The sequence below is a fragment of the Pseudomonas sp. TMW22091 genome (assembly GCF_022496705.1).
Lineage (GTDB): Bacteria > Pseudomonadota > Gammaproteobacteria > Pseudomonadales > Pseudomonadaceae > Aquipseudomonas > Aquipseudomonas saxonica.
Window position 1 is genome coordinate 44,700 of record NZ_SCFI01000017.1, and the last position, 17,383, is coordinate 62,082.

General features: G+C 58.1%; 17 protein-coding genes and 1 tRNA gene. 12 read left to right on the forward strand and 6 right to left on the reverse strand.

Features of this window, described 5'->3' with window-relative positions; genetic code table 11:
- Positions 1-28: 28 nt before the first annotated feature.
- The 3 genes from EQV93_RS21765 to EQV93_RS21775 are packed head-to-tail and all read left to right on the forward strand — an operon-like array spanning position 29 to position 2,599.
- A complete protein-coding gene (locus EQV93_RS21765; protein ID WP_122785289.1) occupies positions 29-721 on the forward strand; it encodes an ABC transporter permease in 693 nt (230 codons plus the stop codon).
- Positions 721-1,410 carry an ABC transporter permease gene (locus tag EQV93_RS21770; protein WP_122785290.1) on the forward strand — a complete coding sequence of 230 codons (690 nt, stop codon included), beginning with the start codon at positions 721-723 and terminating at the stop codon, positions 1,408-1,410. The genes EQV93_RS21765 and EQV93_RS21770 overlap by 1 nt, the downstream gene beginning before the upstream one ends.
- Positions 1,391-2,599: a methyltransferase gene (locus EQV93_RS21775; RefSeq protein ID WP_240892426.1), complete on the forward strand. Its 1,209-nt coding sequence runs from the start codon at positions 1,391-1,393 to the stop codon at positions 2,597-2,599. Before EQV93_RS21770 ends, EQV93_RS21775 begins: the two co-directional genes overlap by 20 nt.
- A 111-nt stretch (positions 2,600-2,710) precedes the next feature.
- Here the strand turns inward: EQV93_RS21775 and uraH are convergent, their stop codons facing one another.
- Positions 2,711-3,121, reverse strand: a complete 411-nt coding sequence (uraH, locus tag EQV93_RS21780; protein WP_240892427.1) for a hydroxyisourate hydrolase — start codon at positions 3,119-3,121, stop codon at positions 2,711-2,713.
- A gap of 36 nt (positions 3,122-3,157) precedes the next feature.
- Complete coding sequence (locus tag EQV93_RS21785; RefSeq protein ID WP_208727507.1) at positions 3,158-3,634, reverse strand: GlcG/HbpS family heme-binding protein; 477 nt, start codon at positions 3,632-3,634, stop codon at positions 3,158-3,160.
- Positions 3,635-3,772: 138 nt separating this feature from the next.
- Here EQV93_RS21785 and EQV93_RS21790 point away from each other — a divergent pair, with 138 nt between their 5' ends.
- Together EQV93_RS21790 and EQV93_RS21795 are read left to right on the forward strand one after the other, a co-directional pair.
- Entirely contained in the window at positions 3,773-4,447 is a 675-nt protein-coding gene (locus EQV93_RS21790; protein ID WP_122785293.1) for a heavy metal response regulator transcription factor, read from the forward strand.
- A complete protein-coding gene (locus EQV93_RS21795) occupies positions 4,440-5,819 on the forward strand; it encodes a heavy metal sensor histidine kinase (protein ID WP_240892428.1) in 1,380 nt (459 codons plus the stop codon). Before EQV93_RS21790 ends, EQV93_RS21795 begins: the two co-directional genes overlap by 8 nt.
- Here EQV93_RS21795 and EQV93_RS21800 read toward each other — a convergent pair.
- Complete coding sequence (locus EQV93_RS21800; RefSeq protein ID WP_240892429.1) at positions 5,768-6,514, reverse strand: DUF72 domain-containing protein; 747 nt, start codon at positions 6,512-6,514, stop codon at positions 5,768-5,770. The two genes, EQV93_RS21795 and EQV93_RS21800, sit on opposite strands and share 52 nt — an antisense overlap.
- A complete protein-coding gene (locus EQV93_RS21805) occupies positions 6,511-6,942 on the reverse strand; it encodes a DNA methylase (protein ID WP_146384974.1) in 432 nt (143 codons plus the stop codon). The genes EQV93_RS21800 and EQV93_RS21805 overlap by 4 nt, the downstream gene beginning before the upstream one ends.
- Before the next feature lie 147 nt (positions 6,943-7,089).
- Here EQV93_RS21805 and EQV93_RS21810 point away from each other — a divergent pair.
- A tRNA-Thr gene (locus EQV93_RS21810) sits at positions 7,090-7,165 on the forward strand.
- Between the two features lie 344 nt (positions 7,166-7,509).
- On the opposite strand, the gene EQV93_RS21815 is transcribed toward EQV93_RS21810, so the two are convergent.
- Together EQV93_RS21815 and aguA are read right to left on the reverse strand one after the other, a co-directional pair.
- Positions 7,510-8,793 carry an OprD family porin gene (locus EQV93_RS21815; RefSeq protein WP_122785298.1) on the reverse strand — a complete coding sequence of 428 codons (1,284 nt, stop codon included), beginning with the start codon at positions 8,791-8,793 and terminating at the stop codon, positions 7,510-7,512.
- 602 nt (positions 8,794-9,395) lie between these two features.
- On the reverse strand, positions 9,396-10,502 hold the full coding sequence (gene aguA / locus EQV93_RS21820) for an agmatine deiminase (protein WP_240892430.1): 1,107 nt from the start codon (positions 10,500-10,502) through the stop codon (positions 9,396-9,398).
- Positions 10,503-10,816: 314 nt separating this feature from the next.
- On the opposite strand from aguA, the gene rfbB reads away from it, so the two are divergent.
- The 6 genes from rfbB (at position 10,817) to EQV93_RS21850 (ending at position 17,248) form a co-directional block, all read left to right on the forward strand.
- Positions 10,817-11,899: a dTDP-glucose 4,6-dehydratase gene (rfbB, locus tag EQV93_RS21825; RefSeq protein ID WP_146427713.1), complete on the forward strand. Its 1,083-nt coding sequence runs from the start codon at positions 10,817-10,819 to the stop codon at positions 11,897-11,899.
- Positions 11,896-12,786, forward strand: a complete 891-nt coding sequence (rfbD, locus tag EQV93_RS21830) for a dTDP-4-dehydrorhamnose reductase (RefSeq protein ID WP_240892431.1) — start codon at positions 11,896-11,898, stop codon at positions 12,784-12,786. The genes rfbB and rfbD overlap by 4 nt, the downstream gene beginning before the upstream one ends.
- A 158-nt stretch (positions 12,787-12,944) precedes the next feature.
- Entirely contained in the window at positions 12,945-13,505 is a 561-nt protein-coding gene (locus tag EQV93_RS21835) for a DUF3916 domain-containing protein (RefSeq protein ID WP_240892432.1), read from the forward strand.
- Between the two features lie 70 nt (positions 13,506-13,575).
- On the forward strand, positions 13,576-15,390 hold the full coding sequence (locus EQV93_RS21840) for a sensor histidine kinase (RefSeq protein ID WP_146384987.1): 1,815 nt from the start codon (positions 13,576-13,578) through the stop codon (positions 15,388-15,390).
- Positions 15,387-16,781, forward strand: a complete 1,395-nt coding sequence (locus tag EQV93_RS21845) for a sigma-54-dependent transcriptional regulator (protein WP_240892433.1) — start codon at positions 15,387-15,389, stop codon at positions 16,779-16,781. The genes EQV93_RS21840 and EQV93_RS21845 overlap by 4 nt, the downstream gene beginning before the upstream one ends.
- 11 nt (positions 16,782-16,792) lie before the next feature.
- Entirely contained in the window at positions 16,793-17,248 is a 456-nt protein-coding gene (locus EQV93_RS21850) for a thioesterase domain-containing protein (protein WP_122785304.1), read from the forward strand.
- Positions 17,249-17,383 lie beyond the last annotated feature (135 nt).

Below are 17,383 nucleotides of genomic sequence, written 5' to 3' on the forward strand. Positions count from 1 at the left end.
CCGGTCCCTAGCAAAGCCAACCTAACCTATGACTATCGATTTATACGGATTCGGCCCGGCGCTTGCCGCTGGCGCGCTGATGACCGTCAAACTGGCACTTTCTGCGCTGTGTCTGGGCCTGGTGCTCGGATTGCTCGGTGCCCTGGCCAAAACGTCCCCCTACAAGCCCCTTAAATGGCTGGGTGGCACCTATTCGACCCTGGTACGCGGCGTTCCCGAGCTGCTCTGGGTGCTGCTGATCTACTTTGGCAGCGTCAATGCCGTTCGCGCTATCGGTGAGTTCATCGGCATGCCAGACCTCACCCTGAGCGCTTTCGCCGCGGGCGTGATCGCGTTGGGCCTGTGCTTTGGTGCTTATGCCACCGAAGTATTTCGTGGCGCCATTCTGGCCATCCCCAAAGGCCACCGTGAAGCGGGCATGGCATTGGGCCTGTCCAAGCCGCGTATTTTCACCCGGCTGGTGTTGCCGCAAATGTGGCGCATCGCCCTGCCCGGCCTGGGCAACTTGTTCATGATTCTGATGAAAGACACCGCGCTGGTGTCGGTTATCGGGCTGGAAGAAATCATGCGTCAGGCGCAAAACGCCGTGACCTTCGCCAAACACCCGTTCACCTTCTACATGGTGGCTGCCGTGATGTACCTGGGCCTGACCGTACTGGCCATGGGCACCATGCACGTGCTTGAAAAACGCGCGGCGCGCGGCTTCGTGAGGAGAACGTAATGTTGTTGGAACTCTTCATCAAGTGGCTGCCCAAGCTGATTCAAGGCGCAACCCTGACGCTGGAACTGACGGCAATCTCGGTCATCGCCGGTTTGATCGTCGCCATTCCGCTGGGCATCGCCCGCTCATCCAAGCTGTGGTACGTGCGCTCGTTACCGTATGCGTACATCTTTTTCTTCCGCGGCACGCCGCTGCTGATTCAGTTGTTTCTGGTCTATTACGGCCTCGGGCAGTTTGAAGTGGTGCGTGACAGCGTGTTGTGGCCGTATCTGCGTAGCCCGTTCTGGTGCGCGGTCATTACCATGACCCTGCACACGGCGGCCTATATCGCCGAGATTCTGCGTGGGGCGATTCAGGCCATTCCGCCGGGTGAAATCGAGGCCGCACGTGCGTTGGGCATGTCGCGTTTCAAAACACTGGTGCATATCGTGATGCCCCGAGCTGCACGCATCGGCCTGCCGGCGTACAGCAACGAAGTGATCCTGATGCTCAAGGCCAGCTCGCTGGCCAGCACCGTGACCCTGCTGGAACTGACGGGCATGACCCGCACCATCATTGCCCGCACGTACCAGACGGTGGACATGTTCCTGATTGCCGGCCTGATTTATCTGGTGATGTCATTTGTACTGATTCAGGGCTTCAAGCTGCTGGAGCGCTGGTTGCGCGTCGATGCCTGCCAAGGGCGCTGATCTGCTCGCCCACTTCAAGGCACTGGACACGTACCTGCGTGTTCACCAGTACCTGTGGCGCCCACGGCCATTCACCCAGTTGAATGTGCCGTGGGAAGCGCACCACCCCCACCTCTCTCAGTGGTTGCGACAACGCTCACTGCAAGACGCCGAAGCCTGCCATAACGCCCCTCACGACTTAATCGCGCCTGCATCGTTCTCTGAGTGGGCGGCTACCTCGCTTGCCCTGAGCGCCATGCCTCGGCTGCCTGCACACCCACTAACGCCCGCCGCCGCGCGTTTGCAGGTGGACGTGCCGGGCCGCAAATGGCAGCAAATCGAAGCGTTCGCACAACGTCTGGGTTTCAAAGAAGCACCTGAGCACTGGCTCGACTGGTGCGCAGGCAAAGGCCATCTGGGCCGCCGCTTACTCGGCCCCGGCCAGCAACTGACGTGCCTGGAATACGACCCGGCGCTGATCGAATCCGGGCAGCACCTGAGCCAACGCCATCATTTCCCGGCCCGGCATGTACAACAGGATGTGTTGCTTGCCGACGCCGCATTACAGCTCACGGCACACATGACGCCCGTGGCGCTGCATGCCTGTGGCGATTTACATGTGCGACTGCTGCAACTGGCCAGCGCTGCGGGCTGTGCACAACTTGCCCTCTCGCCCTGCTGCTATAACCGCATTGAGGCGTCGCACTATCAGCCGTTGTCCACGGCGGCCAAAGCGTCAGCGTTGCAGTTGTCGCAAGAAGACTTGAGCTTGCCCATGAGTGAAACCGTAACGGCCGGTAGCCGTGTGCGGCGTCAGCGCGATGAGTCGATGGCGCGGCGCTTGGGGTTTGATCTGTGGCAGCGCCAGCGACGTGGCTGTGATGACTACTTACCCACACCCTCACTGCCCAGCGCCTGGCTAAACAAGCCATTTGCGCAGTATTGCGAGGACTTGGCGGCGCTCAAGCAGTTATCCACAGCAGGCGACGAAGATTGGGTGGCATTGGAAGCTGCAGGCTGGGAGCGACTGGCACAGGTGCGCAATCTTGAGCTGGTGCGCGGGCTGTTCCGTCGGCCGCTGGAGGTATGGCTGGTGCTGGATCGAGCGTTGTACCTGCGTGAAAACGGCTACGACGTGCAGGTCGGCGAGTTTTGCGACAGCCAGCTGACGCCGCGCAATTTGATGGTGCTGGCCCAGCGCTGTGGATAACTTCAGGGCCTGCCCTCACCCGGAGGGAGAGGGTACTGACCGCATGCGCCTTCAATAACAACACCCATCAGCTCCCTCTCCCTTTGGGAGAGGGCTGGGGTGAGGGTGCTACTACGACCCGCGATACGTCGAGAAACCATACGGGCTGAGCAACAACGGAATGTGGTAATGCTGGTCCACATTCTTCACTTCAAAAATCACCGGAATTTCCGGGAAGAAAGTGTCACGCCCAACCTTTTTGAAATACTCGCCCGTTTTGAACACCACACGATACTCGCCTGCCTCCAGCGCTTGCTTGGCCAGAAACAATTCGCCAATGCGCCCTTGTTCGTTGGTCACGCCCTGAGACAACGACTGCCAGTCCTTGCCTACGTGTTTTTCCAGCGTCACGTTCACGCCCGGTGAAGGCAAGCCGTTCTCCAGATTAAGCACGTGCACGCTCAACGGGTTGCCCGCCGCCAATACCAGGCTGGAGAAGGCGCTCAGGCCCAAAGCCGCCACTGTCATTCGCAAAGCATTCATGGTTCGTCCTCAAGTAATGGTTAAAAAACACTCAACTCAGCGTTGAGTTTTCAGGCCAATTTGTTCAGCCGCTTTGTTTGCGCACGCTTCGTCTTGCTCTGCGCCTCCCGCTCCCGCTATCCCAAGGGCGCCCACCAGTTCACTGTCGGCAAACAACGGCACACCGCCGCCCAACAACAGCAACTCGGCAATGGAGTTGAGGTTGGCCGCTTCAGGGTTGGTGCGGGCACGCTCGGCAAACAGCCGCGTCGGGGTTTTGGTCGACAGTGCGGTGTAGGCCTTGCGCTGGCTGGCCAGCAAGTTGTGTGGGCCAACACTTTCCGGGCGCATGGCTGCCAGCACATTGGCGCCGCGGTCCAGCACGGTCAGCGCACCGGTACACTGGGTGAGCGCGGCGTCTGCCAGTTGGCGGGCGGTGGCCAGATCCAGGTCGGCATGGCGCACCAGATTAGGCGCGGCAATCGCACTGCCCGTTACACCCAAGGCAGTCCATATCAATAGGGTTTTCAACATGATGGGCACACTCCTGTTCGAATGCGCCCACCTTAACCAGTGACCTCCGTCAGAACCCCGTCAGTTGCATTACAAGTTTGTAATAGGCAACCCGCGTGAACACGCCTAGCCTGTGCAGACGATTGATCGAGGTGTGCGATGCGTTTGTTAGTGGTTGAAGACGAAGCCAAAACAGCAGATTTCCTGGCCAAAGGCCTGAAGGAGTCAGGTTTTGCGGTGGATGTGGCGCTGAACGGGCTCGACGGCCGTTATTTTATTGAGCAGCAGGAATACGACCTGATCATCCTGGACGTCATGCTGCCGGGTCTTAATGGCTGGCAATTGCTGCAACTGATTCGCCAGCGCGGTGCTACACCCGTACTGTTCCTGACCGCTAAAGACGCCATTGAAGACCGCGTTCGCGGCCTTGAACTGGGTGCCGATGATTATCTGCTCAAGCCTTTCGCCTTTGCCGAATTACTGGCGCGGGTGCGCACGCTGCTGCGACGCGGCCCACTGCGCGAAGCCGAGTCCTACAGCATTGCCGACCTTGAAATTGACGTGCTGCGACGTCGCGTCAGCCGGGGCGGACAACGTATCAGCCTGACCAACAAAGAGTTCGCGCTGTTGCAACTGCTGGCCAGCCGCCAGGGCGAAGTCTTATCGCGCACCTTGATTGCCTCGCAGGTCTGGAACCTCAACTTCGACAGCGACACCAACATGGTCGAAGTGGCTGTGCGCCGTCTGCGCTCCAAAGTCGACGACCCTTACATGCCTAAACTGATTCACACCGTGCGCGGCGTCGGCTATCAGTTGGAAGCCCCCGATGAGTAAATCCATCGCCTGGCGTCTGGCGCTGGCGATTGCATTGACCTGCGCCTTGGTTCTGGGTGCGATCGGAGTGTTTCTGTATCGCTCACTGGCATCGGAGCTGGCCTTTAGGGACGATCAGGCGTTACTCGGCCGCCTTGAACAAGTACGGGCCCTGTTACACGACAGCGACAGCCTGGAGGCCCTGCAAGAGCGCCCACGGCTGTACCAGAACATGCTGGGCAACGTGGACAGCGTGCTGCGGGTGGAACGTGAAGATGGCAGCCCATTGATTGCCATCAACCCGCATCAACAACCCTTGCCCAATGTGCCCGCCATTGCTCAGGCACAGGCGCCCCAACGCAGTGACATTCATACTGTAGAGGCAATGATCGTACTGGCCGGGTTCGCTCAGGGCCCCGCCGGCGAAACCCTTAATGTGCTGGTCGGTAAACGCCTTGATGAACGTGAGCACATGCTCGCCAGCTACCGTCTGCGCTTGTATGGCGCTGTGGGAGTGGGCGCCTTGCTGGCGTTCGGGCTTGGCTTGCTGCTCTTGCGCCGCGGCCTGTTGCCCCTGCGCGAGCTGGCGCAAAGCATGCGCGGCATCGACCCGCGCAGCCTTGATCAGCGCATGCCAACCGATGCGGTGCCGACTGAACTCAAAGAGCCGGTACAGGCGCTGAACGCCATGCTGGCGCGCCTTGAAGACAGCTTTGCGCGGCTATCGCAATTTTCGGCGGATCTGGCCCATGAAATCCGCACGCCCCTGCACAACCTGTTGGGCAGCAACAGCCTGGCCTTGAATCAACCCCGCAGCCCTGCCGACTATCAGGACGTGCTGGCCTCCAATATTGAGGAATACGAGCGTCTTAACCGGATGGCCGAAAACCTGATGTTTCTCGCCCGCGCTGAACACGGCCAGCGCCCCCTGAACCTGCAAACGCTGGATCTGCATGAGGTGGGTAACGAGCTCTGTGATTACTTCGAGGCGCTGGCCGAAGATCGCCAACTGAACATTGAGAATCAGCTCAATGGCTCACTGATGGCCGACCAGCAACTGCTGCAACGGGCGCTGGGCAACTTGCTGGCCAATGCCGTGCGCCATGCCCAAGCGGGTTCAACCCTGCACTTGCAACGCCGTGATGATGAGACGATGTGCTGGGTGGGTGTGCACAACCTCGGCCAACCGATTGCCACGCAGCATCTCGACAAACTGTTCGATCGCTTCTACCGGGTTGACCCGTCACGCGCCCAACCGGGCGACTCGGGCGGGTTGGGGCTGGCGATAGTGCAGTCCATCATGCACCTGCATGGCGGCCAGGTGCAGGTGCGCAGCGATGCTCAAGGCACACTGTTTGAGCTGGGGTTCAGCAAGCTCGAGAATTCGGTTTGAAAGGTCAACGCATCACTGATGGCATGCCCGCTGGCAGTGTTGTCGAAAATAAACCAATACTCGCTGGCTGACCTCGCCCGTGCGTGACGCGCCAAGGCCTGAAGCCGCGCCACGCCATACTCGCTGTGGTAGATGCGCGGCGAGCCATGCAAGCGCCAATATTGCAGCCCTGCCCAGCCCCCCGGCTCAAAGCCAGCGCTCAACACCGCTGGATCGGCAGCGACGCGAGCGATGTGCAGACCTTGCATGCACGCTTCGGCGGCCGCCCACGAATCATGCCTGGGCTCCAGCGCCAATGCCCCTGTGTAGCGAGCCCGCACTGCCTGCAAAAACACCTGTGCAACGTGCGCGTCATAGACTAATGACGGCGGCAACTGCACCAGAACACACCCCAGCCGATCGCCCAGATGGCTGCATTGCGAAAAAAAATCATCCAGCAGACCTTCACAGTCTTTCAGGCGTCGCTCATGGGTGATGCTGCGGGGCAGTTTGACCGAAAAGCGAAAATCCGGCCCTACGCTGTCTGCCCATCGTTTATACGTTTGCGGCCGATGAGGACGGTAAAACGAGCTATTGATTTCCACTGCTGAAAATTGCCCCGCATAGCGCTGCAGATGAGTGCCCTGCTCCGCGAACCGAGGCCAATAGTCTCGCCCGATGCTCCAACCGGCACAGCCAATGAAGACGCCGCTCAAAACAGCACCGGTGCTGCGTCACGCATGAAAATTTCTACGGTCTTAGGCCCGACCCCGTCGAACTCAAGTAAACGGCGCTCGAAGGCCTGTCGATCATAATTGGCGCTATACAGCGAATTGAAACGCCCCCCGTACTCATTAACCAGTTTGAGGGCCAACGCTGACAGGCGGGTGGCCGTGGACTCGTCATAGCGCACGTAATGGGCCTTGCCGAGAATCGCCACCAGTTGGCGATGGGACAGTCGGGCCAGACGGTCTGGCGAGTCGCACCCATGCTCATTCACGAGCAAGTGGTAAGCCTTGGCGGCAATAGGCGCCTGAATCCGCTTGCCCATCAAAAAGCTGGCCACAAACCATTTGAACAAGGCGCACTCATCTTTGGCGTCCAGCGTGATGCCCAAATCATGGGCAGTGATCACTTCAGTCATGGCGCTTGCCCCCTCAAACCCTGTACAGGTATGAAAAAGACAGCCATCAGAAGTTCGATTTTTCGGGCCTGCCGACGAAAGAGTAAAAATAGTCTGTTATCAGGGGTTTACAAGCTCAAACATCCGGGTATACTCGTCGCCCATAACGCCGGTATAGCTCAGTTGGTAGAGCAACTGACTTGTAATCAGTAGGTCCCGAGTTCGACTCTTGGTGCCGGCACCATACAAAGCTTCACAGACAGTTTTCACAGTCTTTGAAGCTCCCGAAAAACCCGCCTTCTGGCGGGTTTTTTCGTTTTGGCCTTTGCCAGAAACAGCTGAACAGGCAATCACCTTAAAGTTTGATCTGCCAAGTCACCCATTGCATGGGACTCTTCGGCTCACTTTCGCCCTCTACCTCTCGTTTAACCTCGTATTGAACTTCATTAATACAGACAGCGAAAAGAAAGCCAAAGAACTCAACGTATGAGCACTTGGGGCCAGACCTAAATCACAGCGCGAAAAAAAGCCCCGACACGTCGGGGCTTTTTTATTCAGATGTCCAGCCTGTCTGTCAGGCCGGTAGCATCAGAAAATGCTGATCGGGTAATCAACATACACGCGCACTTCGTTGCCGCCGACGTTGTAGGCGCTGGCGTTGTTCGAGACACGCAACCACGAACCACGCAGACGCACGCTCAGGTCTTTGACCGGGCCGCTTTGCACAACGTATTTCGCCTGGTTGAAGATTTCACGCTCGGTACCACGACCACGGCCAGTGCCGTCGTCGATGTTGGTGCCGCGTACGTAAGCAATGTTGTAAGTCAGACCCGGAATGCCTACGGAGCCGAAGTCGAAGCCGTAACCCAACTGCCACGAACGCTCGTCTTTGGCGTTGAAGTCAGACCAGTAGGAGTTGGCCAGCAGGATGGTATTGCCGCCATCGCCCACGCCTTCAGCATTGCGGTAGCCGCCGTACGGGTAGCCGATCTCGCCGGTGCTGCTCTGGAACGCCAATGTCACGGTATGCGCGTCAAAGGCGTAGGTGCTCGCCAAGCTCCAGATCTTGTTGTCCTGACCATCAAGCTTCAGCACATCACGGGCATAGTCTTCGTTGAGGTGCGTACGGTAGCCGTTGAAGTCAAACGTCAGGGACTGTTTGTCTGGCAGCGCAAGTACGTAGGTCATGCCCAGGTATTGTTTACGCAGCTCTTCTTTCATTTCGGAGCCGTACAGCGACGCCGTGAAGTTGTCGGTGAACTTGTAGCTACCGCCGAAGACGTCGATGCGCTTCAGGTCACCACTGTCGCGGCCGTCGGCACTTTTACGCGACTCGGCGGTGAAACGACCGACATTCAACTCAAGACCGTCGATCTCTTTGGAGGTCAACAGGGTGCCGGTGTAACTTTCAGGCATCAGACGCGAATTGTCGTACATCAATACCGGCAGCGCCGGCATTTGATCACCGTACTTGAGCACGGTGTTGGAAACGCGCACTTTGACCGCTGCGCCCGCTTTAGCAATATCACGCGCGGCTTTACCGCTGTCGCCTTGCTTAAAGAAGTCGATGCCGCCCGCGCCGCTGTTGCCGCGGCCGCCGTCCAGACGCAGTGCGTAGATACCAAAGGCATCTACACCCACGCCCACGGTGCCTTGAGTAAAGCCCGAGGAGAACGTACCCAGGAAGCCTTGGCCCCATTCGGCTTTATCTTGTTTGTGATGCTTGTAGTCACGGCTGATGTAGGCGTTACGCGCCAGTACATCGAGGTGGCTATCTTCAACAAAACCTTTCGAATCAGCTTGATCGTTAGCCATGGCTTGGGTGGCACTAAGTACGCCCAAAGCGATAAGGCCTATTCGCTTTTTGTACATATTATTTTCCTTATTTCTGAATAGAGCGCGCTGTGGAATTCAAGCTGAAACATTGAGTGGTGGTTGCTTCACATAAACAAAAAAGACCTGCACGAAAACGGCGTGCCGGTCTTTCAGAAAGTTGGTGTATGGCTATGCGCCACAGGCGTTGGCGCGAATCCTATCCGGCGTGATGGCGAGGTGTCAATTTCGTGAAAAAATTGTTAATTGGCAGGAGATTGTTTCACTTTGCTGCAAATGACAGAAAGTGTGGTTGATCATTAGGCGTGGGCATTACCTGTAGTCGCAAAATGGCACACGTCGGCGTGTCAGGTTTTACGACGGCTTTGCCGCCGATCGCAGCCTTCGTTCCTCGGCAGCGGCTACAGCGATCCTTAACCTGTAGCCGCTGCCGAAGGCTGCGATCGAGCGCGAAGCGGTCGCAAAATGGCACACGTCGGTGTGTCAGGTTTTACGACGGCTTTGCCGCCGATCGCAGCCTTCGTTCCTCGTCAGCGGCTACAGCGATCCTTAACCTGTAGCCGCTGCCGAAGGCTGCGATCGAGCGCGAAGCGGTCGCGGCCTTTGTTCCTCGTCAGCGGCTACTCATGTTGTGCCGCCAATTATGCTTTGTGCGGCGCGGGTTGCTGCTGAGTCAGACAGTGGATGTTTCCGCCACCCAACAGCAACTCGCGACCCGGCACCATCACTACTTCGTGTTGCGGGAAGAGTTTTTGCAAAATGACTTTGGCTTGCGCGTCCATCGGGTCGTTAAAGCTGGGGGCGATAATGCCGCCGTTAACAATCAGGAAGTTCACGTAAGAACCGGCCAATCGCTCGGATGGATTGCGATCTTGACTGCCCACCACTTTATCAACGCCATCGCACTCTTCCTGAGTCGCATGAATCGGCCCCGGGATCGGCATTTTGTGCACCACAAACGGACGACCTTTGGCATCGGTGCTGGTCAGCAACACGTTCATCGCCGCGTGGCAGCGCACATAGTTAGGGTCGCGTTCGTCGTCCGTCCAGGCCAATAACACTTCACCCGGCGCTACGTAACAGCAGAAGTTATCCACATGCCCGTCGGTTTCGTCATTGAACAGACCGTCCGGCAACCAGATGATTTTATCCACAGCCAGATTGGAGCGCAGAACGTCCTCAATCTCCTCACGCGACAAGTGCGGGTTACGGTTACGGTTCATCAAGCACTCAGCGGTGGTGATCAGCGTACCTTCGCCATCGACGTGAATGGAGCCGCCTTCCAGCACAAATCCCTCGGTGTAATAACACGGGCAACGTTCAATTTCGAGCACCTTGCTGCCCACTTGCTGGTCGCGGTTCCACGGGAAGTACAAACCGCCCTCCAAGCCACCCCACGCATTGAAGTCCCAGTTCACACCACGCACTTCACCCTGGTCGTTGATGACAAAGGTTGGGCCGCTGTCACGTACCCACGCATCATCGCTGGACATCTCGACGACACGAATATTCGGCATATCCAGTTGCGCCCTGGCGTTTTCGTACTGGCCAGCCGACACGCCGACGGTCACCGGCTCGAAGCGTGCAATGGCCTTGGCAACAGCCACATGCGCGGCTTGGGCAGGCTTGCCGCCCAAACGCCAGTTGTCCGGCCGCTCTGGCCAGATCATCCAGGTTTGAGTCTGCGGCGCCCATTCTGCGGGCATGTAAAAACCGTCAGCGCGGGGTGAACTGTGCAAAGTAGTCATCGAAATCGGGGCTCCTGAAGGCTGCCAAAGGGAAAATTCACAGGCGACATTTCTGAAATATGGACGCGAGCCTGGCATGCATCAACTATAGGCGCCTTTATAGTCGATAAATATCTGCATTAGAACGAGCCAGACACTTATAAAATAAAAATAATCAGAATATTGCCGATATAAATCTATTTTGTTGCGAGCCGGTCACGCGTGGGCAGTCAAAGATGTGGGTGTTCAGACGTCTTGTACTTGCGCCGCATCCGGCCTGCCCACAAGCTATGCGCCTCACGTTTGCAGTCCATCAAGGAATAAGGAATATCCACATGCGTATTTTAGTCACCGGCGGCGCCGGTTTTATTGGTTCGGCGCTGATCCGTCATCTGATCCAGAACACTGCGCACGAAGTGCTCAACCTCGATAAGTTGACTTACGCCGGTAACCTTGAATCGCTGCAAAGCATTGCCACAGACACCCGCTACGAGTTCGTCCAGGCCGATATCGTCGATCAGAACGCCGTCAGCGCCGTGATCGAGCGCTTCCAGCCCGAAGCCATCATGCACTTGGCGGCCGAGTCGCACGTTGACCGCTCTATCGATGGCCCATCGGACTTTATCCAGACCAACATCGTGGGCACCTACAGCCTGCTGGAAGCCACTCGCGCCTATTGGCTGACACTCCCTGAGCCCGCCAAAAGCGCATTCCGTTTCCACCATATTTCAACTGACGAAGTGTATGGCGATCTTCACGGCGTCGACGATCTGTTCACCGAAACGACCCCATACGCACCTAGCTCACCGTATTCGGCCAGCAAAGCCGCCTCCGACCATCTGGTACGCGCCTGGAACCGCACGTACGGCTTGCCGGTTTTGCTGACCAATTGCTCGAACAACTACGGCCCTTTCCACTTCCCGGAAAAGCTTATCCCGTTGGTTATTCTTAACGCTCTGGCGGGCAAACCGCTGCCGGTGTACGGCAACGGTCTGCAAGTGCGTGACTGGCTGTTTGTTGAAGACCACGCCCGTGCGCTGTTGAAAGTTGTGACCGAAGGTGTAGTCGGCGAGACTTACAACATTGGCGGCCACAACGAACAAACCAACATTGACGTGGTACGTGGCATTTGCACGCTGCTTGAAGAGCTGGCGCCAGCACGCCCTGAAGGCGTCGCGCAGTTTGCTGACCTGATTACCTTCGTCAAAGACCGTCCGGGTCATGACCAGCGCTACGCCATCGACGCCAGCAAGATCGAACGCGAGCTGGGTTGGGTGCCCGAAGAGACATTTGAAACCGGCCTGCGCAAAACCGTGCAGTGGTACCTGGACAACCTTGAATGGTGCAAGCACGTTCAAGACGGCAGCTATCAAGGTCAGCGTCTGGGGTTCACCGAGCCCAAGGATCTGCTGGCATGAAGCACGGCCCCACGCCTCTGAAAATCCTTGTCAGCGGCAAAACCGGTCAAGTCGCCATCGAGCTGCAAAAGCAGCTTGCTGGGCTTGGCGAACTGATTGTATTGGGTCGCGATGAGCTTGATCTGAGTCAGCCCGAGCAAATCCGCCAGCAAGTTCAGGCTCACAAACCTGACTTGATCATCAACGCAGCGGCTCATACGGCAGTGGACAAGGCTGAAAGCGAGCGTGACCTGGCCTTTGCAATCAACGCCATTGCGCCCGGCGTCTTCGCCCAAGAAGCGGCGGCACTGGGCATTCCGTTGATTCACTACTCCACGGACTATGTGTTCGATGGCACTAAAACTGCCCCTTACATCGAAGACGACGCACCTAACCCATTGGGCGTTTACGGCCAAAGCAAGCTCGAGGGTGAGCGCGCCATTGCTGCCGCAGGTGCCCAGCATCTGATCTTGCGCACCAGTTGGGTGTACTCCGCCCACGGCAAAAATTTCTTGCTGACCATGCAGCGTTTGCTGCAGGAACGGCCTGAGCTGGGTGTGGTGGCCGACCAGATCGGCGCGCCGACGTGGGCGGGAACCATTGCCCGGAGCACGCGCATGCTGATTGAGCGCTGGCAAACTGGTCACGCCGGTGCATGGGGGGTTTACCACCTCACGGCACAAGGCGAAACCTCTTGGTTCGGCTTCACCCAAGCCATCGCCGAGCCGCTGATCGCAGCCGGTAAACCCTGTGCAGCGCTCAAACCGATACCGGCCAGCGATTATCCGACGCCGGCTGCCCGCCCTCAGAACTCGCGTTTGGACTGCAGCCGACTGGGTCGTGAATGGGGTGTCACTCAGCCCGATTGGCGCGCGGCCTTGGCCGAGTGCGTCGCCGAGCAACGCTAACCTGTGGTGGCTCCAGCAAAGAAACGGCTTGAGCCACTACATGCTTAAACTGGCGTAGGACACTTCTGATTTCTACTGGCGCGCCTTTTTCTACGCAAAAATTCGGATAGGGTCGGTGCTCTTCAGGGCATCGCACTCACCTAGACGGATTTCCCACCATGCGGCGAATAGCGTTCAGCAACAAAAAGGTTCGGGGCGTGACAAGGCGGCTCAAAGCGTTGTCACGCTGGGCCAACAGTTTCAAAGACTACTTCCCCGACGACCTCGCTCAATCTTGTCGCTACCGTAATTTCAAGATTCCCGTGCTGGCCACCCTGGTTGAAGGTAAACAAGCCACAGACGCTATTCGCAGCCAGTGTGCTCAACAGTTAATCAACGCCTGCCAACACTTGATCGACGCCCGCCCCAGCGATGCACCCGATTGCCTGGTGGTTGCCTCGATTGCCCTGCCTGACATGTTCTCCAGCGAGGTCTGCATTTACACCGACCGGGATTATCACCGCGCGCATATGCAACCGTGGCACGATCAAAATGGCCATAGCCAACCGATTACCGATCAAAACCTCGCCGAACAATGGGGCCTGCAGATCCCCGAAGGCATGCAATGCGTTGGGCTCTCACTTGAATTCAAAGCGCTTGACGGGTTGGAGGGCGAGTTTCGTGGGCAACGCTGGTATTTCGGTGAAATCACCCACTCAGTCCCAACCCAGCCTCGGTAGCCACCACAAAGAATTGGGTTCGCATTAAGGCTGGGTATACTGCGCCGTACTCTTGCGGCGCATGTATTTGATGATCACGACTCCCTCAGTTCCCCATAGACCCCGGTGGCGTAGCCTCGCCTTGCTGGTGCTGTGCCTGGCTCCTTTGCTGTGGCCCCTTAAGCACTTGGCCGAGCGCTATTACCGCAGTGAACTGACCGGGCAAAACCGGCAGACCCTCGACCTGTACGTGGCTAACCTGCTGGGGTCGCTGCATCGCTATGAGGTGCTGCCGCAGATTCTCGGTGAGTTGCCTGATCTGCGCGCAGTACTCGCCGACCCCGAAAACCCGCAGGTTCAGGCCAAGGCCAATGAGCTGCTAAAAGACATCAGCGCCCAGACCGGTGCCGTGGTCATGTACCTGATCGACGCTAATGGCGATACATTGGCCGCCTCCAACTGGGATAAAAGCGACAGCTTTATCGGCCGTAATTTCGCTTTTCGTCCCTATTTCAGCGAGGCGATGCAAGGCAAGCTGGGACGATTCTTCGGGCTGGGTACGACGTCGGGCAAGCGCGGCTACTATTTCGCCGCACCGATACTCGACGCCAACAAGAACATCGGGGTGCTGGTGGTCAAGGTCGATCTCGATCACACCGAACAATTGTGGGGCAACACCCCCGAGCAATTGCTGACGACCGACAATAATGGCGTTGTCATCCTGACTTCACGCCCGGAGTGGCGTTTCAGGGCCACCCGTGAGCTCAGCCCTGAAGAGCGTCAGGATATTTTTGCCATCCTGCCCTACCCGACTCGCGACCCGCAGCCGCTCAACCTGAACTGGGATGCCTGGCTGGTGCAAACCCAGGAAATCGACGAGACCGGTTGGCGCGTCAATATCCTTGCCCCGCGCACACTGATCGACCGTCCGGTGCGGACCGTGGTGGCCATTGGCGCGGCCACGTTGTTGGTGATCGTGTTGCTCATCGGCTTGATGATGCAACGCCGACGACATTATCTGGACCGCATCGCTTTCGAAGGCAAGGCTCGTCGCGAACTGGAAATGCGTGTGGCCGAACGTACCAGCGACCTCGAAGGGCTTAATCAGCGGCTGCGTAAAGAGGTGCTGGAGCGCGAGCAGGCGCAACAGGAACTTGTGCGCGCCCAGGACGATCTGGTGCAATCAGGCAAGCTATCAGCCCTGGGCACCATGTCGGCCAGCATCAGCCACGAGCTCAATCAACCACTGGCAGCCATCCGCAGTTACGCTGAAAACGCCGAAGTATTACTCGATCACCAGCGCATCGACGACGCTCGCGGCAACCTCAAACTGATCAACGAATTGACCGGGCGCATGTCATCGATCATTGCCCATCTGCGCGCCTTCGCCCGGCGTGATCGGCATGCGCCCGAAAGTGTTGCCTTGCAACCGGCGCTGGACGATGCGCTGGCATTGCTGGCCAATCGACGACGCAGCATGGAAGTTGAGTTGATTCGCGACCTGCCCGCGGCCACCCTGTGGGTCGAGGCGGGTGAAACGCGTTTGCGCCAAGTCTTGGGCAATTTATTGGCCAATGCACTGGATGCCCTGACAGAAAAAGGCCCGCCGCGCCGTTTGTGGTTGAGTGCCCAAGCCACCGAACAGGGCGTCACCGTCTACATACGCGATAACGGCCCGGGGTTTTGCCTGGAAGCTTTGGGCCGCGCCGGTGAGCCGTTCTACACCACCAAAACCCGAACGCAGGGTTTGGGGTTGGGTCTGGCTATCTGCGACACGCTGATCCGTGCATTTGGTGGTGAACTGCTGTTCGCCAACCACAGGGAAGGTGGCGCTTTAATTACCTTGCGACTGCGCGCTGGAGCGCCAGGCGTGAGTTTGCAAGCCAGTGAGGACTCCAGATCATGAGCCACCCCATTGATCCGCACGTACAGGTCATCCTGATCGATGATGACCCGCATCTGCGTCAGGCCCTGCATCAGACCCTGGACCTGGCCGGGCTTAAGGTCTTGCCCCTGGCGCAAGCCGCTGGCCTTGCCGACCGTGTTGGCCGTGACTGGCCGGGCGTAGTGGTCAGCGATATTCGTATGCCGGGGATGGACGGCCTTGAGTTGCTGGCCCAGCTCCATGCTCAAGACCCTGACCTGCCGGTGCTGCTGATCACTGGCCACGGGGATGTGCCGCTGGCGGTACAAGCCATGCGTTCGGGCGCTTACGACTTTCTCGAAAAACCCTTTGCCAGTGACGCGTTGCTCGACAGCGTTCGCCGCGCGCTGGCCCTGCGTGCGCTGGTGCTGGACAACCGCAGCCTGCGCCTGGCCTTAAGTGATCGCCAGTCACTGAGCACCCGGCTGGTGGGACTTTCACCCGCCATGCTGCGCCTGCGTGAGCAAATTGGCGCGCTGGCGGCGACCAAAGCCGACGTGCTGATATTGGGCGAAACCGGATCAGGCAAGGAAGTTGTCGCCAGGGCGTTGCACGACCTGTCGAGCAGACGCAATGGACCGTTTGTCGCGATCAACGCGGGGGCGCTGGCCGAGTCGGTGGTTGAAAGCGAACTGTTTGGCCATGAGCCGGGCGCCTTCACGGGCGCGCAAAAGCGTCGTATCGGTAAATTCGAGTTTGCCAATGGCGGCACCTTGTTCCTCGATGAAATTGAAAGCATGAGCCTGGATGTTCAGGTCAAGTTGCTGCGCATGCTGCAAGAGCGGGTGGTTGAGCGTGTGGGCGGCAATCAGCTGATTGCGTTGGATATCCGAGTGATTGCTGCCACCAAAGAAGACCTGCGCCTGGCGGCCGATCAGGGGCGGTTCCGTGCCGACTTGTATTACCGTCTCAATGTTGCACCGCTGCGCATTGCGCCCCTGCGTGAGCGGGGTGAAGACACGCTGATGCTGTTCCAGCATTTTGCCGACGAAGCCAGCGTCCGCCATGGCTTGACGCCCAATGTGCTACAACCGGCGCAACGCGCACTGTTGCTGCGCCACAACTGGCCGGGCAATGTGCGTGAACTTCAAAACGTCGCTGAGCGCTTTGCGCTAGGCCTGGAGTTAGCGCTGGATGATGGCGCGCACGATGGCAAACACATCGTTGACGATGAGGTCGGCGGCGGGCTGAGTGATCAGGTTGAGCACTTTGAAAAAAGTTTGATCGCTGCCGAGCTTGAGCGCTCCCACAGCTCCCTGCGAAGCCTGGCTGAAGCCTTGGGCGTGCCGCGCAAAACCTTGCACGACAAACTGCGCAAACATGGCCTGCACTTCGAAAGCGGCAGCCATTCCAACCCAGAAGAGTTCGATTGAGAGGCCCAGGTATGATTCGCGACAGTGGTTATCTGGAGTCTGTCCTCCACCACGACATTCCACTCACTCAAGACATGGGGCTCAAGGTGTTGAGCTGGCAAGGGCACCAGCTGCGCCTGCACTTGCCGCTACCGGCCAATATCAACCATAAAAGCACCATGTTTGGTGGCAGTTTGTATTGCGGTGCGGTGCTTGCGGGGTGGGGCTGGTTGCATTTGAGCCTGCTTGAGGCCGGGATTGAAGACGGGCACATCGTGATTCAGGAAGGTCATATCACTTACCCGCTGCCCGTGACTGAGGACGCCATTGTGCTGTGTGATGCGCCAGACTCTGGGGCGTGGAACAAGTTTTTGGCCATGTACAAGCGCCATGGGCGAGCGCGATTGACGCTGGAGACACGCGTCATTAATGCCGAGGGCGGGGACGATGCGGTGAGGTTTAGCGGGCAGTATGTGTTGCATCGTTGAGACCACTGCCCTCACCCCAACCCTCTCCCTGTATGGACCGGGGACATAGCGAACACAATGTTCGGAGACATCGCGAACACTTTTAATAGGACACATTGACCCTTAGGAGGTGTGATGTGTCCTGGAAAGAGGTGT

What these genes read in the sequence shown, in the direction of transcription:
- EQV93_RS21790 (WP_122785293.1), top strand. Translation starts at nt 3,773, where the DNA reads ATGCGTTTGTTAGTGGTTGAAGACGAAGCCAAAACAGCAGATTTCCTG.
- rfbB (WP_146427713.1), top strand. Translation starts at nt 10,817, where the DNA reads ATGCGTATTTTAGTCACCGGCGGCGCCGGTTTTATTGGTTCGGCGCTG.
- EQV93_RS21775 (WP_240892426.1), top strand. Translation starts at nt 1,391, where the DNA reads ATGCCTGCCAAGGGCGCTGATCTGCTCGCCCACTTCAAGGCACTGGAC.
- aguA (WP_240892430.1), bottom strand. Translation starts at nt 10,502, where the DNA reads ATGACTACTTTGCACAGTTCACCCCGCGCTGACGGTTTTTACATGCCC.
- EQV93_RS21815 (WP_122785298.1), bottom strand. Translation starts at nt 8,793, where the DNA reads ATGTACAAAAAGCGAATAGGCCTTATCGCTTTGGGCGTACTTAGTGCC.
- EQV93_RS21835 (WP_240892432.1), top strand. Translation starts at nt 12,945, where the DNA reads ATGCGGCGAATAGCGTTCAGCAACAAAAAGGTTCGGGGCGTGACAAGG.
- EQV93_RS21850 (WP_122785304.1), top strand. Translation starts at nt 16,793, where the DNA reads ATGATTCGCGACAGTGGTTATCTGGAGTCTGTCCTCCACCACGACATT.
- EQV93_RS21785 (WP_208727507.1), bottom strand. Translation starts at nt 3,634, where the DNA reads ATGTTGAAAACCCTATTGATATGGACTGCCTTGGGTGTAACGGGCAGT.
- EQV93_RS21770 (WP_122785290.1), top strand. Translation starts at nt 721, where the DNA reads ATGTTGTTGGAACTCTTCATCAAGTGGCTGCCCAAGCTGATTCAAGGC.
- EQV93_RS21795 (WP_240892428.1), top strand. Translation starts at nt 4,440, where the DNA reads ATGAGTAAATCCATCGCCTGGCGTCTGGCGCTGGCGATTGCATTGACC.
- EQV93_RS21845 (WP_240892433.1), top strand. Translation starts at nt 15,387, where the DNA reads ATGAGCCACCCCATTGATCCGCACGTACAGGTCATCCTGATCGATGAT.
- EQV93_RS21840 (WP_146384987.1), top strand. Translation starts at nt 13,576, where the DNA reads ATGATCACGACTCCCTCAGTTCCCCATAGACCCCGGTGGCGTAGCCTC.
- EQV93_RS21805 (WP_146384974.1), bottom strand. Translation starts at nt 6,942, where the DNA reads ATGACTGAAGTGATCACTGCCCATGATTTGGGCATCACGCTGGACGCC.
- uraH (WP_240892427.1), bottom strand. Translation starts at nt 3,121, where the DNA reads ATGAATGCTTTGCGAATGACAGTGGCGGCTTTGGGCCTGAGCGCCTTC.
- rfbD (WP_240892431.1), top strand. Translation starts at nt 11,896, where the DNA reads ATGAAGCACGGCCCCACGCCTCTGAAAATCCTTGTCAGCGGCAAAACC.
- EQV93_RS21765 (WP_122785289.1), top strand. Translation starts at nt 29, where the DNA reads ATGACTATCGATTTATACGGATTCGGCCCGGCGCTTGCCGCTGGCGCG.